The 19832-nt window shown below is 56.6% G+C and carries 14 protein-coding genes; all 14 read left to right on the plus strand.

Annotated elements, in window-relative coordinates:
* Positions 1 to 2: 2 nt before the first annotated feature.
* Positions 3 to 260: a hypothetical protein gene (locus tag DAES_RS08250; RefSeq protein ID WP_013219032.1), complete on the plus strand. Its 258-nt coding sequence runs from the start codon at positions 3 to 5 to the stop codon at positions 258 to 260.
* 248 nt (positions 261 to 508) lie between these two features.
* The gene (locus DAES_RS08255; RefSeq protein WP_013514578.1) at positions 509 to 1468 is read left to right on the plus strand and encodes an amidoligase family protein; all 960 of its coding nucleotides are present in this window, start codon (positions 509 to 511) and stop codon (positions 1466 to 1468) included.
* An 11-nt stretch (positions 1469 to 1479) separates the two neighbouring features.
* Positions 1480 to 2001, plus strand: a complete 522-nt coding sequence (locus DAES_RS08260; RefSeq protein WP_013514579.1) for a DUF5049 domain-containing protein — start codon at positions 1480 to 1482, stop codon at positions 1999 to 2001.
* A complete protein-coding gene (locus DAES_RS08265; protein WP_013514580.1) occupies positions 1986 to 2783 on the plus strand; it encodes a glucosamine 6-phosphate synthetase in 798 nt (265 codons plus the stop codon). The genes DAES_RS08260 and DAES_RS08265 overlap by 16 nt, the downstream gene beginning before the upstream one ends.
* The gene (locus tag DAES_RS08270; protein ID WP_013514581.1) at positions 2780 to 3337 is read left to right on the plus strand and encodes a gamma-glutamylcyclotransferase family protein; all 558 of its coding nucleotides are present in this window, start codon (positions 2780 to 2782) and stop codon (positions 3335 to 3337) included. Before DAES_RS08265 ends, DAES_RS08270 begins: the two co-directional genes overlap by 4 nt.
* 119 nt (positions 3338 to 3456) lie before the next feature.
* Positions 3457 to 3660 carry a helix-turn-helix domain-containing protein gene (locus DAES_RS08275; protein WP_011927933.1) on the plus strand — a complete coding sequence of 68 codons (204 nt, stop codon included), beginning with the start codon at positions 3457 to 3459 and terminating at the stop codon, positions 3658 to 3660.
* Between the two features lie 9 nt (positions 3661 to 3669).
* On the plus strand, positions 3670 to 4185 hold the full coding sequence (brxF, locus tag DAES_RS08280; protein ID WP_013514582.1) for a BREX-3 system P-loop-containing protein BrxF: 516 nt from the start codon (positions 3670 to 3672) through the stop codon (positions 4183 to 4185).
* Positions 4182 to 7913, plus strand: coding sequence for a DUF6079 family protein (locus tag DAES_RS08285; protein ID WP_013514583.1), 3732 nt, complete (start codon positions 4182 to 4184; stop codon positions 7911 to 7913). The genes brxF and DAES_RS08285 overlap by 4 nt, the downstream gene beginning before the upstream one ends.
* Before the next feature lie 7 nt (positions 7914 to 7920).
* A complete protein-coding gene (locus tag DAES_RS08290) occupies positions 7921 to 9759 on the plus strand; it encodes an RNA-binding domain-containing protein (protein WP_013514584.1) in 1839 nt (612 codons plus the stop codon).
* 2 nt (positions 9760 to 9761) lie between these two features.
* Positions 9762 to 12566: a DNA methyltransferase gene (locus DAES_RS08295; protein ID WP_013514585.1), complete on the plus strand. Its 2805-nt coding sequence runs from the start codon at positions 9762 to 9764 to the stop codon at positions 12564 to 12566.
* A complete protein-coding gene (locus DAES_RS17600; protein WP_013514586.1) occupies positions 12563 to 14080 on the plus strand; it encodes a hypothetical protein in 1518 nt (505 codons plus the stop codon). Before DAES_RS08295 ends, DAES_RS17600 begins: the two co-directional genes overlap by 4 nt.
* Entirely contained in the window at positions 14073 to 16973 is a 2901-nt protein-coding gene (locus DAES_RS08305; RefSeq protein ID WP_013514587.1) for a DEAD/DEAH box helicase, read from the plus strand. Before DAES_RS17600 ends, DAES_RS08305 begins: the two co-directional genes overlap by 8 nt.
* A complete protein-coding gene (gene pglZ / locus DAES_RS08310) occupies positions 16970 to 18964 on the plus strand; it encodes a BREX-3 system phosphatase PglZ (protein WP_013514588.1) in 1995 nt (664 codons plus the stop codon). The genes DAES_RS08305 and pglZ overlap by 4 nt, the downstream gene beginning before the upstream one ends.
* The gene (locus DAES_RS08315; protein ID WP_013514589.1) at positions 18964 to 19719 is read left to right on the plus strand and encodes a hypothetical protein; all 756 of its coding nucleotides are present in this window, start codon (positions 18964 to 18966) and stop codon (positions 19717 to 19719) included. The genes pglZ and DAES_RS08315 overlap by 1 nt, the downstream gene beginning before the upstream one ends.
* Positions 19720 to 19832 lie beyond the last annotated feature (113 nt).

The raw sequence follows: 19832 nt of genomic DNA on the forward strand, positions 1-19832 counted from the left end.
CCATGATCGTTCGACGCAAAGGCGGCCTGACCGAGTTCATCCCCACGCCGCAGGAGAAGCGCGACGGCCTGATCCGCGACCACGCCCTGGGACTGCTGGAGAATCTGCACCAGCGCCTGGCGCGGCTGGAACGGGCATCAAAGCTCCCGGCCGCAGAAGCGGAGGCCTTCACAGCTCTGCTGGCGCGGATGCGGGCCGACGAGTCGCGCAACCTCGAGCTGCACGCCAGCCTGATCACCTCTGATACCGCCTCCGGCTGACCGGCTCACTGCCACCGCCAACCCAGAACCCCGGATATGGTCAGCCCGTTCCGGGGTTTCTGCCGCCTATGCGCCGCCAAATCCGGCCAAGTTCGCAAGTCATTGAAAATAAAGGTGTTAAATGTCGGCTTCGGCTGTTCTTCTACTTGATTTGTGTCCAGAAAGAAGCATTCATTCATGGTGTAAGCGGAGGCTGAAAAGCCTTGCCTGACAACGACTTAGAAGCGCAATGAACGACGGAGGCACGCATGAACCTGAAAGAGATCCACTACGGGATCGAGATCGAGACCGTAAAACGCACCCGGGAGCAAATCGCCTGGGCCATTCACTCGGTGGTGGGCGGCACGGTCCGCCATGTCGGCATCCCCAGCAGCTACGACCCCTGGGAGGTCGAGGACCTGCGCGGCCGCGTCTGGAAGGTGGTGGGGGACGCCTCCCTGACCAGCGTCCCGGCTCATCTGCGGGCCGAGGTGGTCAGCCCGGTGCTCGGCTACGACGACATCCCGCAACTGCAGGAGGTGGTCCGGGGCATCCGCCGCGCCGGAGGCAAGATCAACAGCCAGTGCGGCATTCACATCCATATCGACGCCGCGCCCTTCGACGGCAGACACCTGGGTAACCTGGCCAAGATCATCTACAAGCAGGAGCCGCTGATCCTCCACGCCCTCGGCATCAGCCGCGACCGTCTCAACCGCTACACCCGGCCGGTCAGCGATGAACTGATCCAGCGTATCGAACAGCATCGCCCGCGCACCAAGGACCAGCTCAACCGAATCTGGTACGGCTACCACAACCGCCAGCCCCAGCACTACGACAACAGCCGCTACCACGGAGTCAACCTGCACAACGTCTGGTACCGGGGCACGGTGGAGTTCCGCTGGTTCGAGGCGACCCTCCACGCGGGGCGGATCAAGGCATACCTGCAATTCTGCCTCGCGGTCGCCGCCAAGGCGCTCAACGGCCGGGCCGCCTCCAGCCGCAAGCGGGACTTCGACCCACAAAGCGCCAAGTACGACTTCCGGGTCTTCCTGCTCCACCTCGGCCTGATCGGCGACGAGTTCAAGACCGCCCGCAAACATCTGATGGCCAACATGCCCGGCGATGCAGCCTTCAAGAACGGACGCCCCAAACCGGAGGAGGTCCTTCCGGACGAAACAACCACCACTCTCACCAACGAGGCCGGGCAAGTTCCCGGCCTCACTGTTTAAGGAGGTGCCCCATGAAGATTCTGATCCGCTCCACCACGCTGGACGGCGAACCGATCCCCGGCAGCGGGGAAATGCTGCAGGCCGCCGACTGCCTCGAAGTTGTCGAGCTGATGCGCGGCCAGACGCCGTTTACCGCCAGCCGAGCGCCCCGGGACTACATGACCGAGGTGCTCTCCGGCATCGAAGGCGGGCCGACCCAGCCTTTGCCGGAGGACGCCGCCTCTGCGGCCGCCGAGTTTCTCACTCGTCTGGCGCGGCACGGCCTGATCGAGTTTCTGCCCGACGACAAGGCCAGCGATCCCTGGCCGGAACGATTCCTCGAAGCCTTGGAGACGGTGCGGCTATCCGGGCGCACCAACATGCTCGACCACCCGGAGGTGACCCGGCTGACCGCCGAGATGGGCTACCCGGAGGTGGCCGAGTGGCTGGCGGACCACCGGCGGGAATACGCGGCCTTCGTCCTTGAGGGGACGAGACCGCTCGGCAAGAACTTCGGCGGCAAGGAGGACACGGCTCCATGTGCGGACAAGTAGGCATCATCTTCGGTCGCAAGCGCAGACGGCCGAACGAGCGGGATTACCTGTGCGAGGTCTTCATCCGCATGCTGCTGCACAGCGAGGAGCGCGGCCCGCACGCCTCCGGTCTGGCCTGGCTCAAGACCGACGGCAGCCACCGCATCTTCAAGCGGCCGATGCGGGCGCACGAACTGGTCTACGAGAAGCCGTTCCAGGAGCTGCTCGGGCAGGTCGACAACGAGACCACCATCCTCATGGGGCATACCCGCTGGCGCACCCGGGGCAACGAGTTCAACAACCGCAACAACCATCCCATCCGGGCCGGGATCGTCATCGGCACTCACAACGGCACCATCTACAACGCCGATTATCTGTTCCGCCGTCTGGGGCTGCCGCGCTACGCCGAGGTGGATAGCGAGCTGATCTTCCGTCTGGCCGACCGCTTCGCGCCAGAAGGCCCCATCGACCGGGAAGGCTTGAAGAAGGCGCTTGCCCTCTGTCGCGGCCAGATGAGCGCCGTGCTGGTCTCGCGGCTCGACCCCGGCACCATCACCGTGCTTAAGGGCAACAAGCCGCTCTGCCTGCGCATCCACCGTCAGCACCGGGTGGTGCTCTACGCCTCGGACGACGCCTTTATCGACTTTGCCGTGGACAAAGAGAAGGGCTGGCGCGAGCTGGAGGTGCCGCCCATGACCATGCTCACCATCCGCCACGAGGATGTGCGGGCCATCGAAAACAGCGAATTCCGCTTCATACCCCAGGAGCGCAAAGGGATACTGCCCGAAGGAGTGAATGCATGAACATTGGAGACACCGCGAAGCTGAACACAAACCCGGAAGACAGTCCCGAGACCATCCTCCGACTCTTCGTCTACGGCACCCTGAAACGGGGCTACTGGAACCATCAACGCTTCTGCGCCCAGGCCCGCAGCATCGAACCAGCCGTGGTCTGGGGCAGGCTCTACCATCTCCACGCCGGGTTCCCGGCCCTCGAGGTGCCGGAAGGGCTGATCCTGTCTCAGGGCACCGCCGATCCACTGGCCGACGCCCGCAGGCAGGAGGATATCGGCACACCACGCTTCGGCCGACCGACCGGCGATTGGGATCTGATCCATGGGGAACTGGTGACCTTCACCGACCCGCAACGCAACCTGCCGCCTATCGACCTGCTGGAAGGCTTCCGGCCCGGCGGCCAGAGCATGTACCAGCGGGTGATGGTGCCTGCAGCCAGGGGCTCAATCGCCTGTGCTGTATGGACTTACACCATGCATGCGCCTCAGAACGGCGAACGTATCACCAACGACAATCAGGCCGTTTTTTGGAAAAGTCGTCTCTATTCGGCACAAAACGCTTGATTTTGGCAATCCATCAATGTAGTTTATGGAGCTTAATTTGCGGCACTGTGTCCGGATTTCGGGTTTCCCGGAGACCTTCGGGCTTTTACCGAAAACATGATGAACGAAGGACGAAGGCTATGGATGAGAGATGGCTGACGGTCGATGACATTTGCAAATACCTGAATGTAAGCAACGAGACGGTCTACAAGTGGATCGAACAACGGGCTATGCCCGGTCATCGCGTCGGCCGTCGCTGGATGTTCAAACAAGACGAAGTGGACGAATGGGTCCGCTCCGGCGGTGCGGCTGACAAATCCGATAAGCCGGACACCGAGCAATAAGGAGCGACCATGGCCGAGCCGATTCACGACAAGATAAAACGATCCCTCCAGGCAGCCGAAGGCTTGTATCACCGTCTGGTGTTGCTGGTGGGTGAGACCGGTTCCGGCAAGACCGGCGTTCTTCGGGATATTGCCGAGGAATTCGGCTCATCTGTCGTCAACGTCAATCTGGCGCTTTCAGGCGAACTGCTTGAACTGACGGCAAAGCAGCGGTCGCTTCGGTTGCCGGGCATCCTCGATCAGATCGCGGACCAGGCTCAAGCACCCGTGGTGCTGGATAATCTCGAGATCCTTTTCGACAAGGATCTCCAGCAGGACCCCTTGCGCCTGCTGCAGGGCATTTCAAGAAACCGGGCCGTGGTGGCTTCGTGGAACGGAATCATGAATTCCGGGAGGCTTTTGTACGCCGAAACCGGCCATCCCGAGTACCGCAGCTATGACTCGGTCGATGCGCTGATTGTGGGCATGGATGGCACGGCCACTGTCGATTCGGCAAAAAACAATAGAGAGGCAGGACAAGCATGAAATACGGAGACCTTATCCAATTCGACCCGATTGAGTCGGTCGTTCAGTTGCGTGACGCGGACAAATCGAGCGCCGCACACACCCTCGTGAACACCTATGTCATTTCCGAGGAAATGGCCGAACGGCTCACCCAGCTTGTCATTCCTCAGATGCAGTTCGACCAGCCGGTCGACAACAAGGGCCTGCTGGTCGTCGGTAACTACGGCACCGGTAAGTCGCACTTGATGTCGGTGGTCTCCAGCCTTGCCGCAGATGCCTCCCTGCTGGAAGGGCTGAAGAACGATGGTGTCCGCGACGCAGCCTCTCAGATCGCCGGTCGGTTCAAGGTCATCCGTACCGAGATCGGTGCCACCACCATGTCCCTGCGCGACATCCTGGTGGCCGAACTGGAAGAGCACCTCGAAAAACTCGGCGTGGAGTATGTGTTCCCCGAAGCCGGGACCATTACCAGCCACAAGCGGGCCTTTGAAGACATGATGGCCAAGTTCGGCGAGGTCTTCCCCGAACACGGCCTGCTGCTGGTGGTCGACGAGCTGCTCGACTACCTGCGCACCCGCAAGGACCAGGAGCTGATCCTCGACCTCAACTTCCTCCGCGAGGTCGGCGAAGTCTGCAAGGACCTGCGCTTCCGCTTCATGGCCGGTGTCCAGGAAGCCATTTTCGACAGCCCGCGCTTCGCTTTTGTTGCCGACAGCATCCGCCGGGTGAAGGACCGCTTCGAGCAGATCCTCATTGCCCGCAGCGACGTCAAATTCGTTGTGGCCGAGCGTCTGCTCAAAAAGACCACCGAGCAACAGGCCAAGATCCGCGACTACCTGATGCCTTTCGCCAAATACTACGGCGGGCTCAACGAGCGCATGGACGAGTTCGTCCGGCTCTTTCCGGTGCATCCCGATTACATCGACACCTTCGAACGGGTCACCGTGGTGGAAAAGCGCGAGGTGCTCAAGACCCTGTCCATGGGCATGAAAGGCATTCTCGGCAAGGACGTGCCGCAGGACGAGCCAGGCCTGATCGCCTTCGACAGCTACTGGAACACGCTCAAACAGAACGCTTCTTTCCGTGCCATTCCCGAGATTCGGGCGGTCATCGATTGTAGCCAGGTGCTGGAATCCCGCATCGAGAACGCCATCACCCGGAAACAATACAAGCCGATGGCGCTGCGCCTGATCCATGCGCTGTCCGTCCACCGCCTCACCACCGGCGACATCTATGCCCCAATGGGCGCGTCCGCCGAGGAGCTGCGCGATCGCCTCTGCCTGTTCGATCCGCTGATCGCCGAGCTGGGCAGCGACGAGCCCGACAAGGATCTGCAGACCCATGTGGAAACGGTCCTGCGTGAGATCCACAAAACGGTCAGCGGCCAGTTCATCTCCTTCAATGCCGACAACCGCCAGTTCTATCTCGATCTCAAAAAGACCGACGACTTCGACGCCCTGATCGACAAGCGGGCCGAAAGCCTGGGCCAGGCTCAGCTCGACCGCTTCTATTACGAGGCGCTCAAGCGGGTCATGGAGTGCCAAGACGCCACCTATGTCACCGGCTACAAGATCTGGCAGCACGAACTGGTCTGGCAGGAGCACAAGGCAGCCCGCTCCGGCTACCTCTTTTTCGGGGCACCGAACGAGCGCTCCACCGCCGTGCCGCAGCGGGACTTTTACCTCTACTTCATTCAGCCCAACGATCCGCCGCGCTTCAAGGACGACAAGGTCAACGATGAGGTCTTCTTCCGCCTGAAAGTCACTGACGAGGAGTTCCAGACTGCGCTGAAGAGCTACGCGGCGGCACTGGATCTTGCAGCCACCTCATCGGGACACGCCAAGGCCACCTATGAATCGAAGGCCAACGGTTTCCTGAAGAAGCTGGTCCAGTGGCTGCAAAAGCACATGAGCGATGCCTTCGAGGTCACCTATCAGGGCCGCGCCAAATCCATGACCGAATGGGCCAAGGGCAAATCCATCCGCGACCTGTCCGGCCTGTCGCCCCACGAGACCATCAACTTCCGTGACTTGGTGAACACTATTGCCGGTGTCTGCCTGGCACCGAACTTCGAGAACCAGGCCCCGGACTATCCGTTCTTCTCGGTCCTGATCACCGGCAACAACCGCGCCCAGGCCGCGCAGGACACCCTGCGGGCCATCGCCGGGCAGAACCGCACCAAGCAGGCCACCGCCGTGCTGGACGCCCTGGAACTGCTCGACGGCGAGAAGATCGACCCCTACAAGTCGAAGTACACCAAGTTCATCCTCGATGCCGTCAAGGCCAAGGGGCACGGCCAGGTGGTCAACCGCAGCGAGATCATCCAGGATGACCACGGGCTGGAATACATGAACCCCGGCGGTGGTCGGCTTGAGCCGGAATGGGTGGCGGTCATCCTGGCTTCGCTGGTCTACTCCGGTGACATCGTGCTCGCCATCCCGGGCAAGAAATTCGACGCCACCGGCCTGCAGCAACTGGCCGCGACCGGCATGGACGAACTGGTCCGCTTCAAGCACCTGGAGCAGCCAAAGGAATGGAACCTGCCCGCGCTCAAAGCGTTGTTCGAACTGCTCGGCATGACGCCGGGCATGGCCCAGCTCGTCACCCAGGGCAAGGACGAACCGGTGCAGAACCTGCAACAGGCGGTGGGTAAGATCGTCAAGCGCATCGTCATGACCCAGCAGACCCTGCGCGAAGGGCTCTCCTTCTGGGGCCTGGATCTGCTCGCGGGCACCGACCTGGCCAGCCAGGCCAGCGGACTGGACGAGGCCAAGGGCTTCTTTGAATCGCTCCAGGCCTACTCCTCGCCGGGCAAGCTGAAAAACTTCCGCTATAGCGCTCCCGAAGTGCTGGCCCACGAAAAGGCCGTGAAGGCGCTGGATGAGCTGGACGCCCTGCGCGAGTTCATCATGGACCACAGCCCGACGGCGTCCTGGCTCTCCACCGCCGAGGCGGTGCTGCCCGCCGACCATGACTGGGTGGATCGCATGAAGACCACCCGGCAGGACGTGCTGGATGCCCTCAAGCAGGCCGACCTGACAGAGCTGGCCAGCCAGTCCCAAAGCATCGGGGCCAAGCTGCAAAAGCTGAAGAAGGATTACACCGTCGCCTACATCGGCCTGCACACCAAGGCCCGGCTGGGCGTGAACGACGACAAGCGCAAGGCGGGACTGCTCAACGACCAGCGGCTGCAAACCCTGCTCAAGCTGGCCGGTATCGACCTGATGCCCCGGCAGCAGCTCACCGATTACCAGAACCGCCTGGCCGGACTGAAAAGCTGCTTCGCCCTGACCGAGCAAAACCTCGACGCCTCGCCCATTTGCCCGCATTGCGGGTTCCGGCCTTCGGTGGAAACCGGCACGGCGGCAGGCTCGCAGATGATCGACCAGATGGACGCCCAGCTCGACGCCATGGTGACGGCCTGGACCTCGACCATCCTCAGCAACCTGGAGGACCCGATCACCCAGGCCAACATGGACCTGCTGAAGATCGACGACCGCGAGCCCTTGGAGGCCTTCATCAAATCGAAGGAACTGCCGGTGCCGCTGGACAGCAACTTTGTCCATGCATTGAAGGAAGTGCTCTCCGGCCTGGTCAAGGTCACCGTCAAGGCGCAGGAGCTGCAACAGGCTCTGCAGGTTACCGACGGCCCGGCCACCCCGGCGGAGATGAAGAAACGCTTTGAGGAGTACATCGATCAGCTCACCAAGGGCAAGGACCCGGCCAAGGTGCGGATCGTCATGGAATGAGGACAAGATGACCCAAGATGAGCTCATACAGTTGCTGAGTGCGCATGAGTGGACGGATGTCGAGTTCAAGGAAGCTCGCCAGGCCGTCCCCAAAAACGCTTATGAAACCGTGTCGGCATTTGCCAACACCGCTGGCGGTCACTTGGTATTCGGCGTCAAGAAAGATGGCGCCCGGTTTGAAGTGGTCGGTGTCCTCGATGTCGACAAGGTGCAGAACGAATTTGTGTCAACCTTACGGCAGAAAGAGAAAATCAGCCTGATAATCAATGTTGAGGAACATCTCCACAACATAGACGGGAATGACCTTCTCGTTTTTTATGTGCCAGAGGCCACACGAGCCGAAAAACCTGTTTTCCTCAATAAAGACATTCGAAAGGCTTTCATCCGCAAGGGCGGTGCCGATGTTCGCTGTAGCCAAGAGGAAATTCAGCGGCTGATTAACGATGCTTCTGCGGATCGATACGATGGACAGATCATTGAATTTGACCTGCAGTCCTGTTTCGACCCTTCCACGATATCTTGGTATCGCAACGTTTATGAGCGAAAGCCCGGAAATCGATCTTACGCCGATAAGAATGACATCGAATTTCTTTTTGAGCTTGGCTTGATCAGAGAAACTCAGCAGGGCTGGAAAGCATCGCGTGCCTCCATTCTTTTGTTCGGCCGCGATGGATCGTTCCGAGATATCATGCCCCGGCCGGTTGCCGACTGTCAGCGGTTCGGAACTGTTTTTGGAGAATACACACCCGGATCAAGGTGGGCCGATAGGATTGTGCTCGACTTCAATCTTATCCGCTCCTGGCAGTCTCTGCTTGATTGGTACCAAAAGGTGGCGACGACCCCGTTTCATGTTGATCCGACCACAATGCAGCGCACGGATATGCCACCAGACTATATCGCCTTCCGAGAATCTGTCATCAATGTGCTCATCCATCAGGACTACGCGGATCACAGTCGAAAACCTGAAATACGACACTTCACAGACCGAACCATCTTCTGGAACCCTGGTGATGCCTTTGCCTCCTTTGCCGACCTTTTAGAGCCAGGGGAAAAAGAGGTTCGTAATCCGCGAATTGTTACGGCCTTCCGGCGGATTGGCTTGAGCGAGAATGCGGGTTGGGGCCTGCGGGATGTGTTCACCAACTGGCAGCAGTTGGGGAACGTGCCCCCAGTCATTCACAATGACAAAGCCACTAAGACGTTCGAACTTGTATTGCCCAAAGAACTTCTCCTCTCCGAAGAGCAGATTATGTTCCAAGCTCAACTTGGCGTCCATCTGGACCCTGATGCAGCCAGGCTATTCGCGTACATCTGCCGGGAGAAAGAGATCAGTGTGGCGGATGCCAAGGCGGTTCTGGCACAATCCACGGCGCAGTCGCTGGTAAAGCTACAATATTTGTTAAATCAAGCGCTTATAAAGGAAATTGAACCTGAGAGCTTTTATGGACTGGCTGAGCATCTTCTATCCAGATTTCCGAGTGACCAACCTAGTGACCAAGTAGGCGGGAGGTTAGTCACTCCGTCGACTGACCAACCTCAAGTTTCTATTCCTGATACGACCCCGCCGAGATTGGAGCTTTCAGAACACCATCGGGCGGTCATTCGGTTGTGCGAGATACCTCGATCCGCTGGCGATCTGATGGGCGAATTGGGCTTGAGTCATCGGACATTTTTTAGAAGCACGGTGCTGGAGCCACTGTTGGCTGGAGGTTTGATTCAGCAGACTCATCCTGAATTGCCAAATCATCCCAAGCAGGCTTATGTCCTGACCGAAGCCGGATTACGTTTGTCCGAGCTTATGAGAACTCAGGGCCAGACTCAGAATGACGATAACCAAAGGATTTAAATATGAGCGACAACATGCTGTTTGACCTCGATAGCGAGGAAAAGAAAAGCGGACCCGTAAAGTGTCTTGGACGTGAGTTCGAAAATGATGAGGCTCGCCGCGCCCACTTTATAGAGGAGTTGCGCAAAAAACTCCAAGACCCGGAATTCCGCAAGATCGAAGGATTTCCCAACGGCAGCGACGAGGATATCCTGAATCTGAGCGACCCGCCTTATTACACCGCCTGCCCGAACCCTTGGATTGGGCATTTTATTGCTGAGTGGGAGGCTTTAAAGCCTAAAAAACCAGATAACTACAGTTATCATCGTGAACCATTTGCAGCGGATGTTAGCGAAGGAAAATACGATCCAATATACAAATACCATCCATATCCAACAAAGGTTCCACACAAAGCAATAATGCGTTACATCCTCCATTATACAAAACCTGGAGATATCGTATTTGATGGCTTTTGCGGAACCGGTATGACAGGAGTCGCCGCTCAAATGTGTGGTGACCGTGATGCCGTTATTTCCCTTGGGTACCAAGTTAAGCAAGATGGTTCAATTCTACGCGAGGAGATTGATGAAACTGGAATAAAAACGTGGGTTCCATTTTCTCAGATTGGCATTAGGAGAGTTGTTTTAAATGATTTATCCCCGGCCGGAACTTTTGTTACATATAATTATAATACGCCCATAAATATAAGTTCGTTTGAAAAGACGGCGAATCGCATCCTCAAAGAAATTGAAAATGAATGCTCATGGATGTACACAACCAAACATTCAGATGGGCGTCTTGGAACTATTAACTATACAGTTTGGTCAGACGTTTTTGTGTGCCAAGAGTGCTCAGGAGAGGTTGTTTTTTGGAATGCTGCTGTAGATAAAGAAGCTGGAAAGGTAAGGGACGAGTTTTCCTGTCCTCATTGCAGTTCAAGTCTTACCAAAAGAAGCCTTGATAGGGCTTGGATAACATTTTTCGATCCCATTATAAATCAGACACAGAAGCAGGCAAAGCAGGTACCTGTGTTGATCAATTATTCGGTTGGATCTTCACGTCATGAAAAAGTCCCGGATCAGTATGATATAGATACACTTAAAAAACTAGAGGACCTCAAGGTCCCATATTGGTTTCCATCAGAAAGAATGATTTTTGGAAAAGAAACAAGACGAAACGATCCTGCTGGTTTAACACACATTCATCATTTTTACTCTAAGAGGAATCTTTACGCGCTGGCAAAGTTGAAGTCTTTGTCTCCGTCTGCAAAGTTTAACCTCTTGATTACGAAGGTTTCCTTTCAAATAACCAAGCTTTATAGATTTACATACCAGAGCGGTGTCTGGGGGGCAGGAGGTGGGCCACTGTCCGGAACGCTTTACGTTCCATCACTCGTAAAAGAGCTGAATATTATAAAACAAATTAAAGACGCTCTAAAACAAAGACGAGGAATTTCTCATCCCGCGACTTATGGGAGTTTTGTCGGGTCTACACAATCAAGCTCGTGGCTACCATCAATCCCTGATAACAGCCTAAGTTACATATTTATTGACCCCCCGTTTGGTGCAAATCTTTATTATTCAGAGTTGGCATTTCTCTGGGAAACTTGGTTGCGCATATTAACAAATAATAAAGAAGAAGCGATCGAAAATGATGCTCAAGGAAAGGGCCTAGATGATTATCGACTTCTGATGCAGAAATGTTTTTCTGAGGCATATCGTGCCTTAAAGCCAGGAAGATGGATGACCATAGAATTCTCTAACACGAAAGCTAGTGTTTGGAATAGCATACAAACAGCCCTGCTCGAGGCGGGTTTTCTTGTCGCCAATGTGTCTGCCTTGGACAAGAAAAAGGGAAGTTTCAAAGCGGTAACTACACCAACTGCAGTAAAACAAGATTTGGTCATCTCGGCATACAAACCTAATGGTGGCTTCGAGGAGAGATTTTCTTCTGAGGCTAACACAGAAGACGGAGTTTGGGATTTTGTTAGAACGCATCTAAAATATCTTCCAGTCATTAAGAAGCAAGCAGGAGAGCTGATCATTATTCCTGAGCGCGACCCCCGTATCCTGTTTGATCAGATGGTGGCCTATTACGTTCGCAAAGGCTACCCAGTTCCTATCTCCAGCCAGGAATTCCAGCTTGGACTGAGACAGAGATTCGCAGAACGAGATGGCATGTTTTTCCTGCCTGAGCAAGCTGCCGAGTATGACAAGAAACGTCTTACTGTTGAACGTTTGGTCCAGCGCTCCCTTTTTGTCTTTGATGAATCCTCGGCAATCGAGTGGCTGAGAAGCCTGTTGCGTGAAAAGCCGCAGACCTTCCAAGATCTTCATCCTCAATTTCTCAAAGAAATCGGAGGTTGGAGCAAAAACGAGAAAGCCCTCGAGCTTTCAACTTTGTTGGAACAAAACTTTTTGCGATTCGATGGTCGCGGCGAGGTTCCAAGTCAGATTCACAGTTACTTATCAACCAACTGGCCCGAGTTAAGGAATCGCCCAAAAGATGATCCGGCTTTAGTAATGAAGGCGCGGGATCGCTGGTATGTGCCTGACCCTAATAAGGCAGGCGACTTGGAGAAGCTTCGTGAGAAGGCCCTGCTAAAAGAATTTGAAGAGTACAAACAAGTCAAGAAAAAGCTTAAGGTCTTCCGGTTGGAGGCTGTCCGGGCAGGTTTTAAGAGCTTATGGCAGCTACGAACGCCTGAAGCATACAAAGCCATCATTGAGGTGGCGGAAAAGATTCCGTCGAATGTTCTTGAAGAAGATCCGAAGCTGCTCATGTGGTATGACCAGGCAATCACTCGAAGTGGCGGCGAGATTTCATGATTACGGAGGATCGCAAATTCCTGGATCTGGATCATGTGTGCGACCAGATTGTTAGCCAAGATGATCGCGCCATGTTCAATGAGGCAATTCGGTGTTATCAGATTGGGTCTCACCGGGCTGCGGTGATTTTGGCTTGGTGCGTAACGGCGGACTGCCTTTATCGTAGAATCGATGATCTGGCAAATGAAGGAGACGGCGTAGCTCAACAAGCCCGAAATGACCTTCGAAGTGTTGTGGGGCAAGCGTGCTATGAGGAAAACCTTATTGTACAGGCAAAGAAATGCGAGCTGTTTGATGATTACGAAGAAAAGTGCCTACGTTTTGCTCGAGACACTCGGTCTAAATGTGCGCATCCAACAGGAGTAATTCCCTCTGCGGAAGCGGTGCGCAACATCTTTCATATCTGTTCTCAAACCGTCTTGTGCCGAGACGGATATAGGGGCATGTCATTTGTTAGGCAGTTCGTTCAATCAAAACTCGATGATAGGCATCTGTTTACCGACAAAAATCGCGTCCAGGAAGCATGCCGTTATTACTTTGGAAAGGTGCCGGAACGAATTCGGCCACAGTTCGCAGCTTGTTCTGCCGACCATGTGCGAAGTGGCGTAAGCCTTCAGTGGAAACAGAATGCGTTTCGCTTTTTCAAAGAATTAATCAACTGCTCATCAGATGAACTTGCGCTGAAAATATCCCAAAAATTCCAGCCAATAGAATCAATTGACAGGACTCTGTTTTCAGTTTTCGTTGGAATTGATGAAAGGGATAATCTTTGGGATGGCCATTCCAGAAGTCAGGCGAAAGCACATCTAAGAGACGCGCTCAAAACGGGGAGAATCGATTCATTCGAATTTGATTCCTATGGAAACCTTTGCGCCTTATGCGATTTTGAGGTTGAAGACCAAGATCTTTTTAAAGAACGCTTTTCGCTTATAGCTGAACACCTCTCTCAGCATCCGGTTTTAATCTTCCGTAGGAGGTCAGAAATATTGTCTCTTATCACAGAGGCAATGAAGGATGATCAACATCGGCAACAGATTTTCAAGGGTGTTGCATGGTTGGTATCTGGTGATCTCTTCATGCAAGAATCCGAGGAGATCACGCGATTCGTTGATGAACTCATCGAGAGCGATTGGCGGGAGGAAAATGTAAGCGACCTCTTCTTGATGTGCTCTGATTGGTCGGACATCTTAAAGGTTCATCTACTCAAAAAATCGGAGCGGTTTTTCGAAGAGTGCTCGGAAGATTTCCCTGATGACCTAGTTCAGTTATTTGATGCGGCAAATAGTCTAATTTCTTCCAATCCTTCCATGCTCCCCTCCGAATTTGAAGTGGCCATAAAGGGGATTATTGACGGCGACCAAAATGTTGTCTGGTTTGATGACAAAGGGTCGGCATTCCGAACCTTTGTCGGTCAAATTGACTTGATCCGTACTCAGCATGGGGTCCACCTTCCAGTACTTTCTTCGTTAATCCTGCCTGAAATCGAACCTGAGGAGCTTGTTGAGAATGAATAGCTCCATATGGCAATACAGCACCGTTCATAACAGCGCCTGCAAGGTCATCGAAGAACAGACCTTGTGGGGGCAAACGGTTTGCCGTGTCTGGTTGCCGAACCAGGACGCGGTGGTGCGCGTGCCCCGCTCCGCATTGCGGCCGCTGAGTGCCGACTTGCAGCCGGAGATCGAGGCTGGACGCATTGCCTATGTGGCCGCCGCAGCCAAGGTAGCCGAGGTGCTCGAAGGTTCCACCAGCGCCACCGAGGGCCATGTGCTGCTGGCTCCCATGGAGTCCAACGTCATTCCGCTGCCGCACCAGATCCACGCCTTGTCTCGGGCCATCTCCGGTGACCGCGTGCGCTACCTGCTGGCCGACGAGGTGGGTCTCGGCAAGACTATCGAGGCCGGGCTGGTCATGCGCGAGCTCAAACTGCGCGGACTGGTGCGTCGGACATTGGTCGTCTCGCCGAAGGGAATCGCTACCCAGTGGGTGGCGGAAATGCAGACCCACTTCAACGAGCAGTTCCAGCTCGTGCTGGGCGACGACATCGGCACATTGCAACGCCTGGCTCCAGGGGCGGATCACCGGAGCTCAGCCTGGTCGATGTTTGATCAGGTCATCGTCTCCCTGGATTCGGTCAAACCCATGGACAAGCGGCGCGGCTGGACCGCCGAGCGCGTCGCCGAATACAACCGCAGCCGGTTCGAGGATCTGATTACCGCCGGTTGGGATCTGGTGATCGTGGACGAAGCGCATCGGCTGGGCGGCAGTACCGACCAGGTCGCCCGCTACAAGCTCGGCAAGGGGCTGGCGGAAGCCGCGCCCTATGTGCTGCTCCTTTCGGCTACACCCCACCAGGGGAAGACCGATGCCTTCCATCGGCTGATGAACCTGCTGGATGACGATGCCTTTCCGGATATGGACAGCGTCTCCCGCGACCGGGTGGCTCCGTATGTCATCCGTACCGAGAAGCGCAAGGCCATCGATGCCGACGGCAAGCCGCTCTTCAAACCCCGGCGGACGCAGATGGCCCCGGTGGCCTGGGAGAGCCGTCACCAACTGCAGCAGCTTCTCTACGAGGCGGTGACCGACTATGTGCGCGAGGGCTACAACCAGGCCCTGCGCGAGAAGAAGCGCCACATTGGTTTTCTGATGATCCTAATGCAGCGCCTGGTGGTCTCCAGCACCCGGGCGATTCGCACCACGCTGGAGCGTCGGCTTGCGGCACTCAAGGATGGTGAGCAACAAGCCAGCCTGCGCCTGGCGGAACTGGAAAACGGCGCGGACGGATTGGAAAGCCCAGACGATGAAATAGCCGAGCTATATGACATGGACGGCCAGGAGCTGCTCGATGAGCTGCTGAAATCCCACGTGTCGGCTCTGCAGAGCGAAGGAAGCCATGTTGAGACCCTGCTCGACGCGGCGGTCCGTTGTGAACAGGCTGGACCGGATGCCAAGGCCGAGGCTCTGATCGAGTGGATCTACAAGCTGCAAGCCGAGGAAAACGAACCGGATATGAAGGTGCTGATCTTCACCGAGTTCGTGCCGACCCAGCAGATGCTGAAGGAGTTTCTGGAAGCCCGGGGAATCTCGGTGGTCACCCTGAACGGCTCCATGGCCATGGAGGAACGTGGGGCAGCCCAGGATGCCTTCCGCAAATCGCACCGCGTATTGGTCTCCACCGATGCGGGCGGTGAGGGTCTGAACCTGCAGTTCGCCCATGTCATCATCAACTACGACATCCCCTGGAATCCCATGCGGCTGGAGCAGCGTATCGGCCGCGTGGACCGTATCGGCCAGCCCAAAACCGTACAGGCGATCAATTTCGTATTTGAGGATTCAGTCGAGTTCCGGGTCCGCGAAGTTCTGGAGCAGAAGCTCTCGGTGATCTTCGACGAGTTCGGCATCGACAAGACCGGCGACGTGCTCGACTCGGCCCAGGCCGGTGAGTTGTTCGAGGATGTGTTCGCCTCGGCCATCCTTAATCCTGACGGCATCGAAACCTCCGTCGATCACACGGTGGCCAGGATTCGGGATGAGATTCAGCAGGTGCGCGAGTCCTCCGCCATCTACGGCATATCCGAAGAGCCGGATGTGCAAACCGCTGAGCGTCTGCGCTCGCATCCGCTGCCCCACTGGGTGGAACGGATGACGGTGGGCTACCTCAATTCACACGGCGGCGCAGCCAGTCGCAAGCGCTCATGGTGGGATCTGAATTGGCCGGATGGCCAGGAACACCGCAAAGCCGTATTCAGCGCTCGGGAAGCGGATCGTCTAACCGACGCAACCCTGCTCAATCTCGAAAACAGCCGTGTCCGTGGTCTTGCCCTGAACCTGCCCCAGGTCGCGGCAGGTCAGCCATTGCCGTGCGTAACCGTAAGCGGGCTGCCAGCCAGCATCTCCGGACTCTGGGGGCTCTTTGAGATCCGCCTTCAGGCCGGAATGCACCAGAAGACACAACTCCTGCGCATCCCCATGGTGCGGCGTGGCTATGTCAGCGTGTTTTTGAGCGAGGAAGGCAAACTGTTTCTGCCCACGGCCCGGCATATCTGGGATGCGCTGCAGACAGCGGAAGCCGAGGTGCAAGCCACCCTCGGGCAGGATGACTCTATCACCGCCCATGAGCGTTTGCAGATTGCTGCCGAACAGGCCGGACAGGAGCTATTCGATGCATTACAGCAGGCGCATCTCGCCGCTGTGGCTCGCGAGGAGGAACGTGGCATCGTTTCCTTTGCCTCGCGCCGCAAGGCCATAGAGCGGGTTGGATTGCCAGAGGTACGGCAATTCAGGTTCTCTCGTTGCGATGCGGACGAATCCGAGTGGAGGCATGAACTGCAATCGGCGAGGCAGATCGTGCCGGAAATCCGGCCGTTGTTGATGCTGCGGATCATCAAGGGAGGCGCTCAATGAGTAGTTGGCGAGACGCCATCCTGAACGATTTTGTACCGAACGTCAGCAAGCTGACCTTGGTCGCGGACCCGGATTGCCTGCTGACCGAGGAAAAGCTGGCCTTGGAACTTCGCGGGCGCGGCTTCGACCTGATAGAGTTCAGTGACCCGGTCGAATTCAGATACGCCTATGAGTCCAAGTACCGTTCGATCTGGGACCGGGGTGAGCACACCGATCTGGTGGTGGTCCTCCGCTTGCAGAATGCGGAGCTGGAATCCCTGCCATACGATCTGCTCCAGGCGGGCCGGAAACTGTCATTCAACTTGGGGGATCTCTTTCCCAATCTGAGCTATCCGGTCATCGAGAAGCTCGACCGGAGCCTGTTGGACGCGCTATTCGAGGCCCAGCGCAAGTCGCCGCCGGATCGCATGGGCGACAACGCCACCAAGGATTTCATTCTCCGTCATGTGTTCGGCATTGCGGCGGAACTGATCGCCAACGAGGTGGAGCTGCTTCGCGCCTTGCTCCGCCTGCACTACGGAAAGCTCCAGATTCCACTGATGCTGGCCGAGCGGCTCATCCAGGTTCTCAAAGGCCATGATGGGTTCAAAGCCTGGCCGCTTTCCGAGATCGTTCCGGACGATGAGGCCTTCTTCGCCTTTTTGCAGGAACGCTGGCCGCTCTTTCTTTCCCGGCTGGGTAGCGCCAATCAGGTGCGGGAAGATTCACCGGAATACGGCCTTAAGTATCCCGGCCCTGACCGCCTGCCGTTCGACCATCAGGACATTAAGGTCTACATCGACAACCTGTTCCTGGAGGGGAAACTCACCCCCGTCGAGGCCAAAGGCATTGAAGTGGATGCCGGGTCCTGGGTTCGAAGCGGCATCGCCACGTCCGGCGTGGACAATGACGCACTTCGGATTTCCCACCTGTTTGACCTTGTCGAAAAGGAACTGCCCACTGCGGAAGCGCGTTACTCTGATTGGACCGCTTTTGCATTGAAATGGGCCGAACTCTCTTCGCTGGTTCACTGCGGCAACAGCACCGAGTATCAGACCCGGCTCAGGGAAATCGGCGATGCACTGAACACGACCTTCGCCGGTTGGCTGACGGACCACTACTCCAGTCTGATTAACTTGCCGCCGACCAATCCTGCCATGCTCCACCATGTGCCGCGCCGCCTGGCTCGGGATATCGAGGACTCCGGTAGCAGCCGTGCCGCGCTGATCGTGGTCGATGGCCTGGCCTTGGACCAGTGGGTGACCATTCGCCAGCTTCTGCAAAAGCAAGATGCCAATCTGGTCATGCGCGAATCCGCGACCTTCGCCTGGATTCCGACGCTGACCTCGGTATCGCGGCAATCGATCTTCTCGGGCAAGCCACCGCTCTATTTCCCGTCATCCATCAACTCGACCAACAGCGAAGAGAAACTCTGGAAGCAGTTCTGGGAAGGCCATGGTCTGTCCCGGTTGGATGTCGCTTACCAACGCGGCCTCGGCGACGGCGATGCTGCGGGCGTCCTCGACTCCGCAATCCACCCCGGGAAGACCAAGGTGGTGGGGCTGGTCGTGGATAAAGTGGACAAGATCATGCACGGCATGCAACTCGGCTCGGCCGGGATGCACAACCAGATCAAGCAGTGGTGCCAGGGTGGTTTTCTGGCTGCGCTGGTCGGCCAACTGCTGGAATACGGCTATGAGGTCTGGCTGACGGCCGATCACGGCAACATCCAATGCGAAGGTAAAGGCCGCCCGTCTGAAGGCGTGATTGCAGAAACTCGCGGCGAGCGGGTTCGTGTCTATCCAACGCCGGAACTCCGCGCTCAGGTGGCTGGGGCGCTCCCGTTTGCCCACGAGTGGCAGCCGGTCGGGTTGCCCGCAGATTATTTCCCCCTGGTGGCCGGTGGCCGCGACGCATTCGTGAATCCGGGAGATGCCATCGTAGGTCACGGCGGTGTAGCCATCGAAGAAGTCATCGTGCCCCTTGTGAAGTTTGAAAGGAGGACACGGTGATGGGCAAAAGACACGAAGCCATCGGCATCAAGCAGGCGATTCGTTTTGAGTGGATGCAGAAAGCAGCCAATCTGCTGCTGGCGGGACTCGACGCCAAAACCATCCGCCAGGAGCTGCATGAGTTCCTCGCGGATCGAAAAGGCAACGGCTCCGAAGGCGAACGAAGCGATCAGACCCGGACCTTTGTCGTCAACAATCTGATGAAGATCTGGGTCTCTCCTGACCCCGAGTTGATTCCATTCCGGGATGCCTCGCTGGCGTTCCTGAGGGAAACCCCGTCAATGGCCCTGGCGATCCACTGGGGGATGATTTCGGCGGTCTATCCGTTCTGGTTCAATGTGGCCCGGCAGACCGGCCGTCTGCTGGCCTTGCAGGATCAGGTGACCCAGACGCAGATCATCAACCGCCTGAAGGAACAGTACGGCGACCGGCAAACCGTAAGCCGCTATGCCCGGTTCGTCATCCGCTCCTTTGTCGCCTGGGGAGCCCTGAAGGATTCCGAGGCCAAAGGCTGCTATGAGAAAGCCGCTCCGGTGAGCATTGCCGAACCAAACCTGGCCATCTTGATGTTCGAATCCGCACTCCTGGCCACCCCGGAGGCCAAGGGCGCATTGGGGCTGCTCCTGAACAACCCGGCATTCTTCCCATTCCAGCTCCCCGTGATGACCGGTGATTTTGTATCCCAGCGCAGCGCCCGGATCGATGTGGTTCGCTATGGACTGGACGATGAGCTGTTGAAATTGAAGGGCAACTAAATCAGGGATGGGACGTGAATGCCTTGGGATTCAGAACAAAATAGATATGAGAGAATCATGCGCATGACGTTGTTGGCAACATATCGATATTACGGCGAATGGTCGTCAATTTT

The organism is Pseudodesulfovibrio aespoeensis Aspo-2 (assembly GCF_000176915.2).
GTDB lineage: Bacteria > Desulfobacterota > Desulfovibrionia > Desulfovibrionales > Desulfovibrionaceae > Pseudodesulfovibrio > Pseudodesulfovibrio aespoeensis.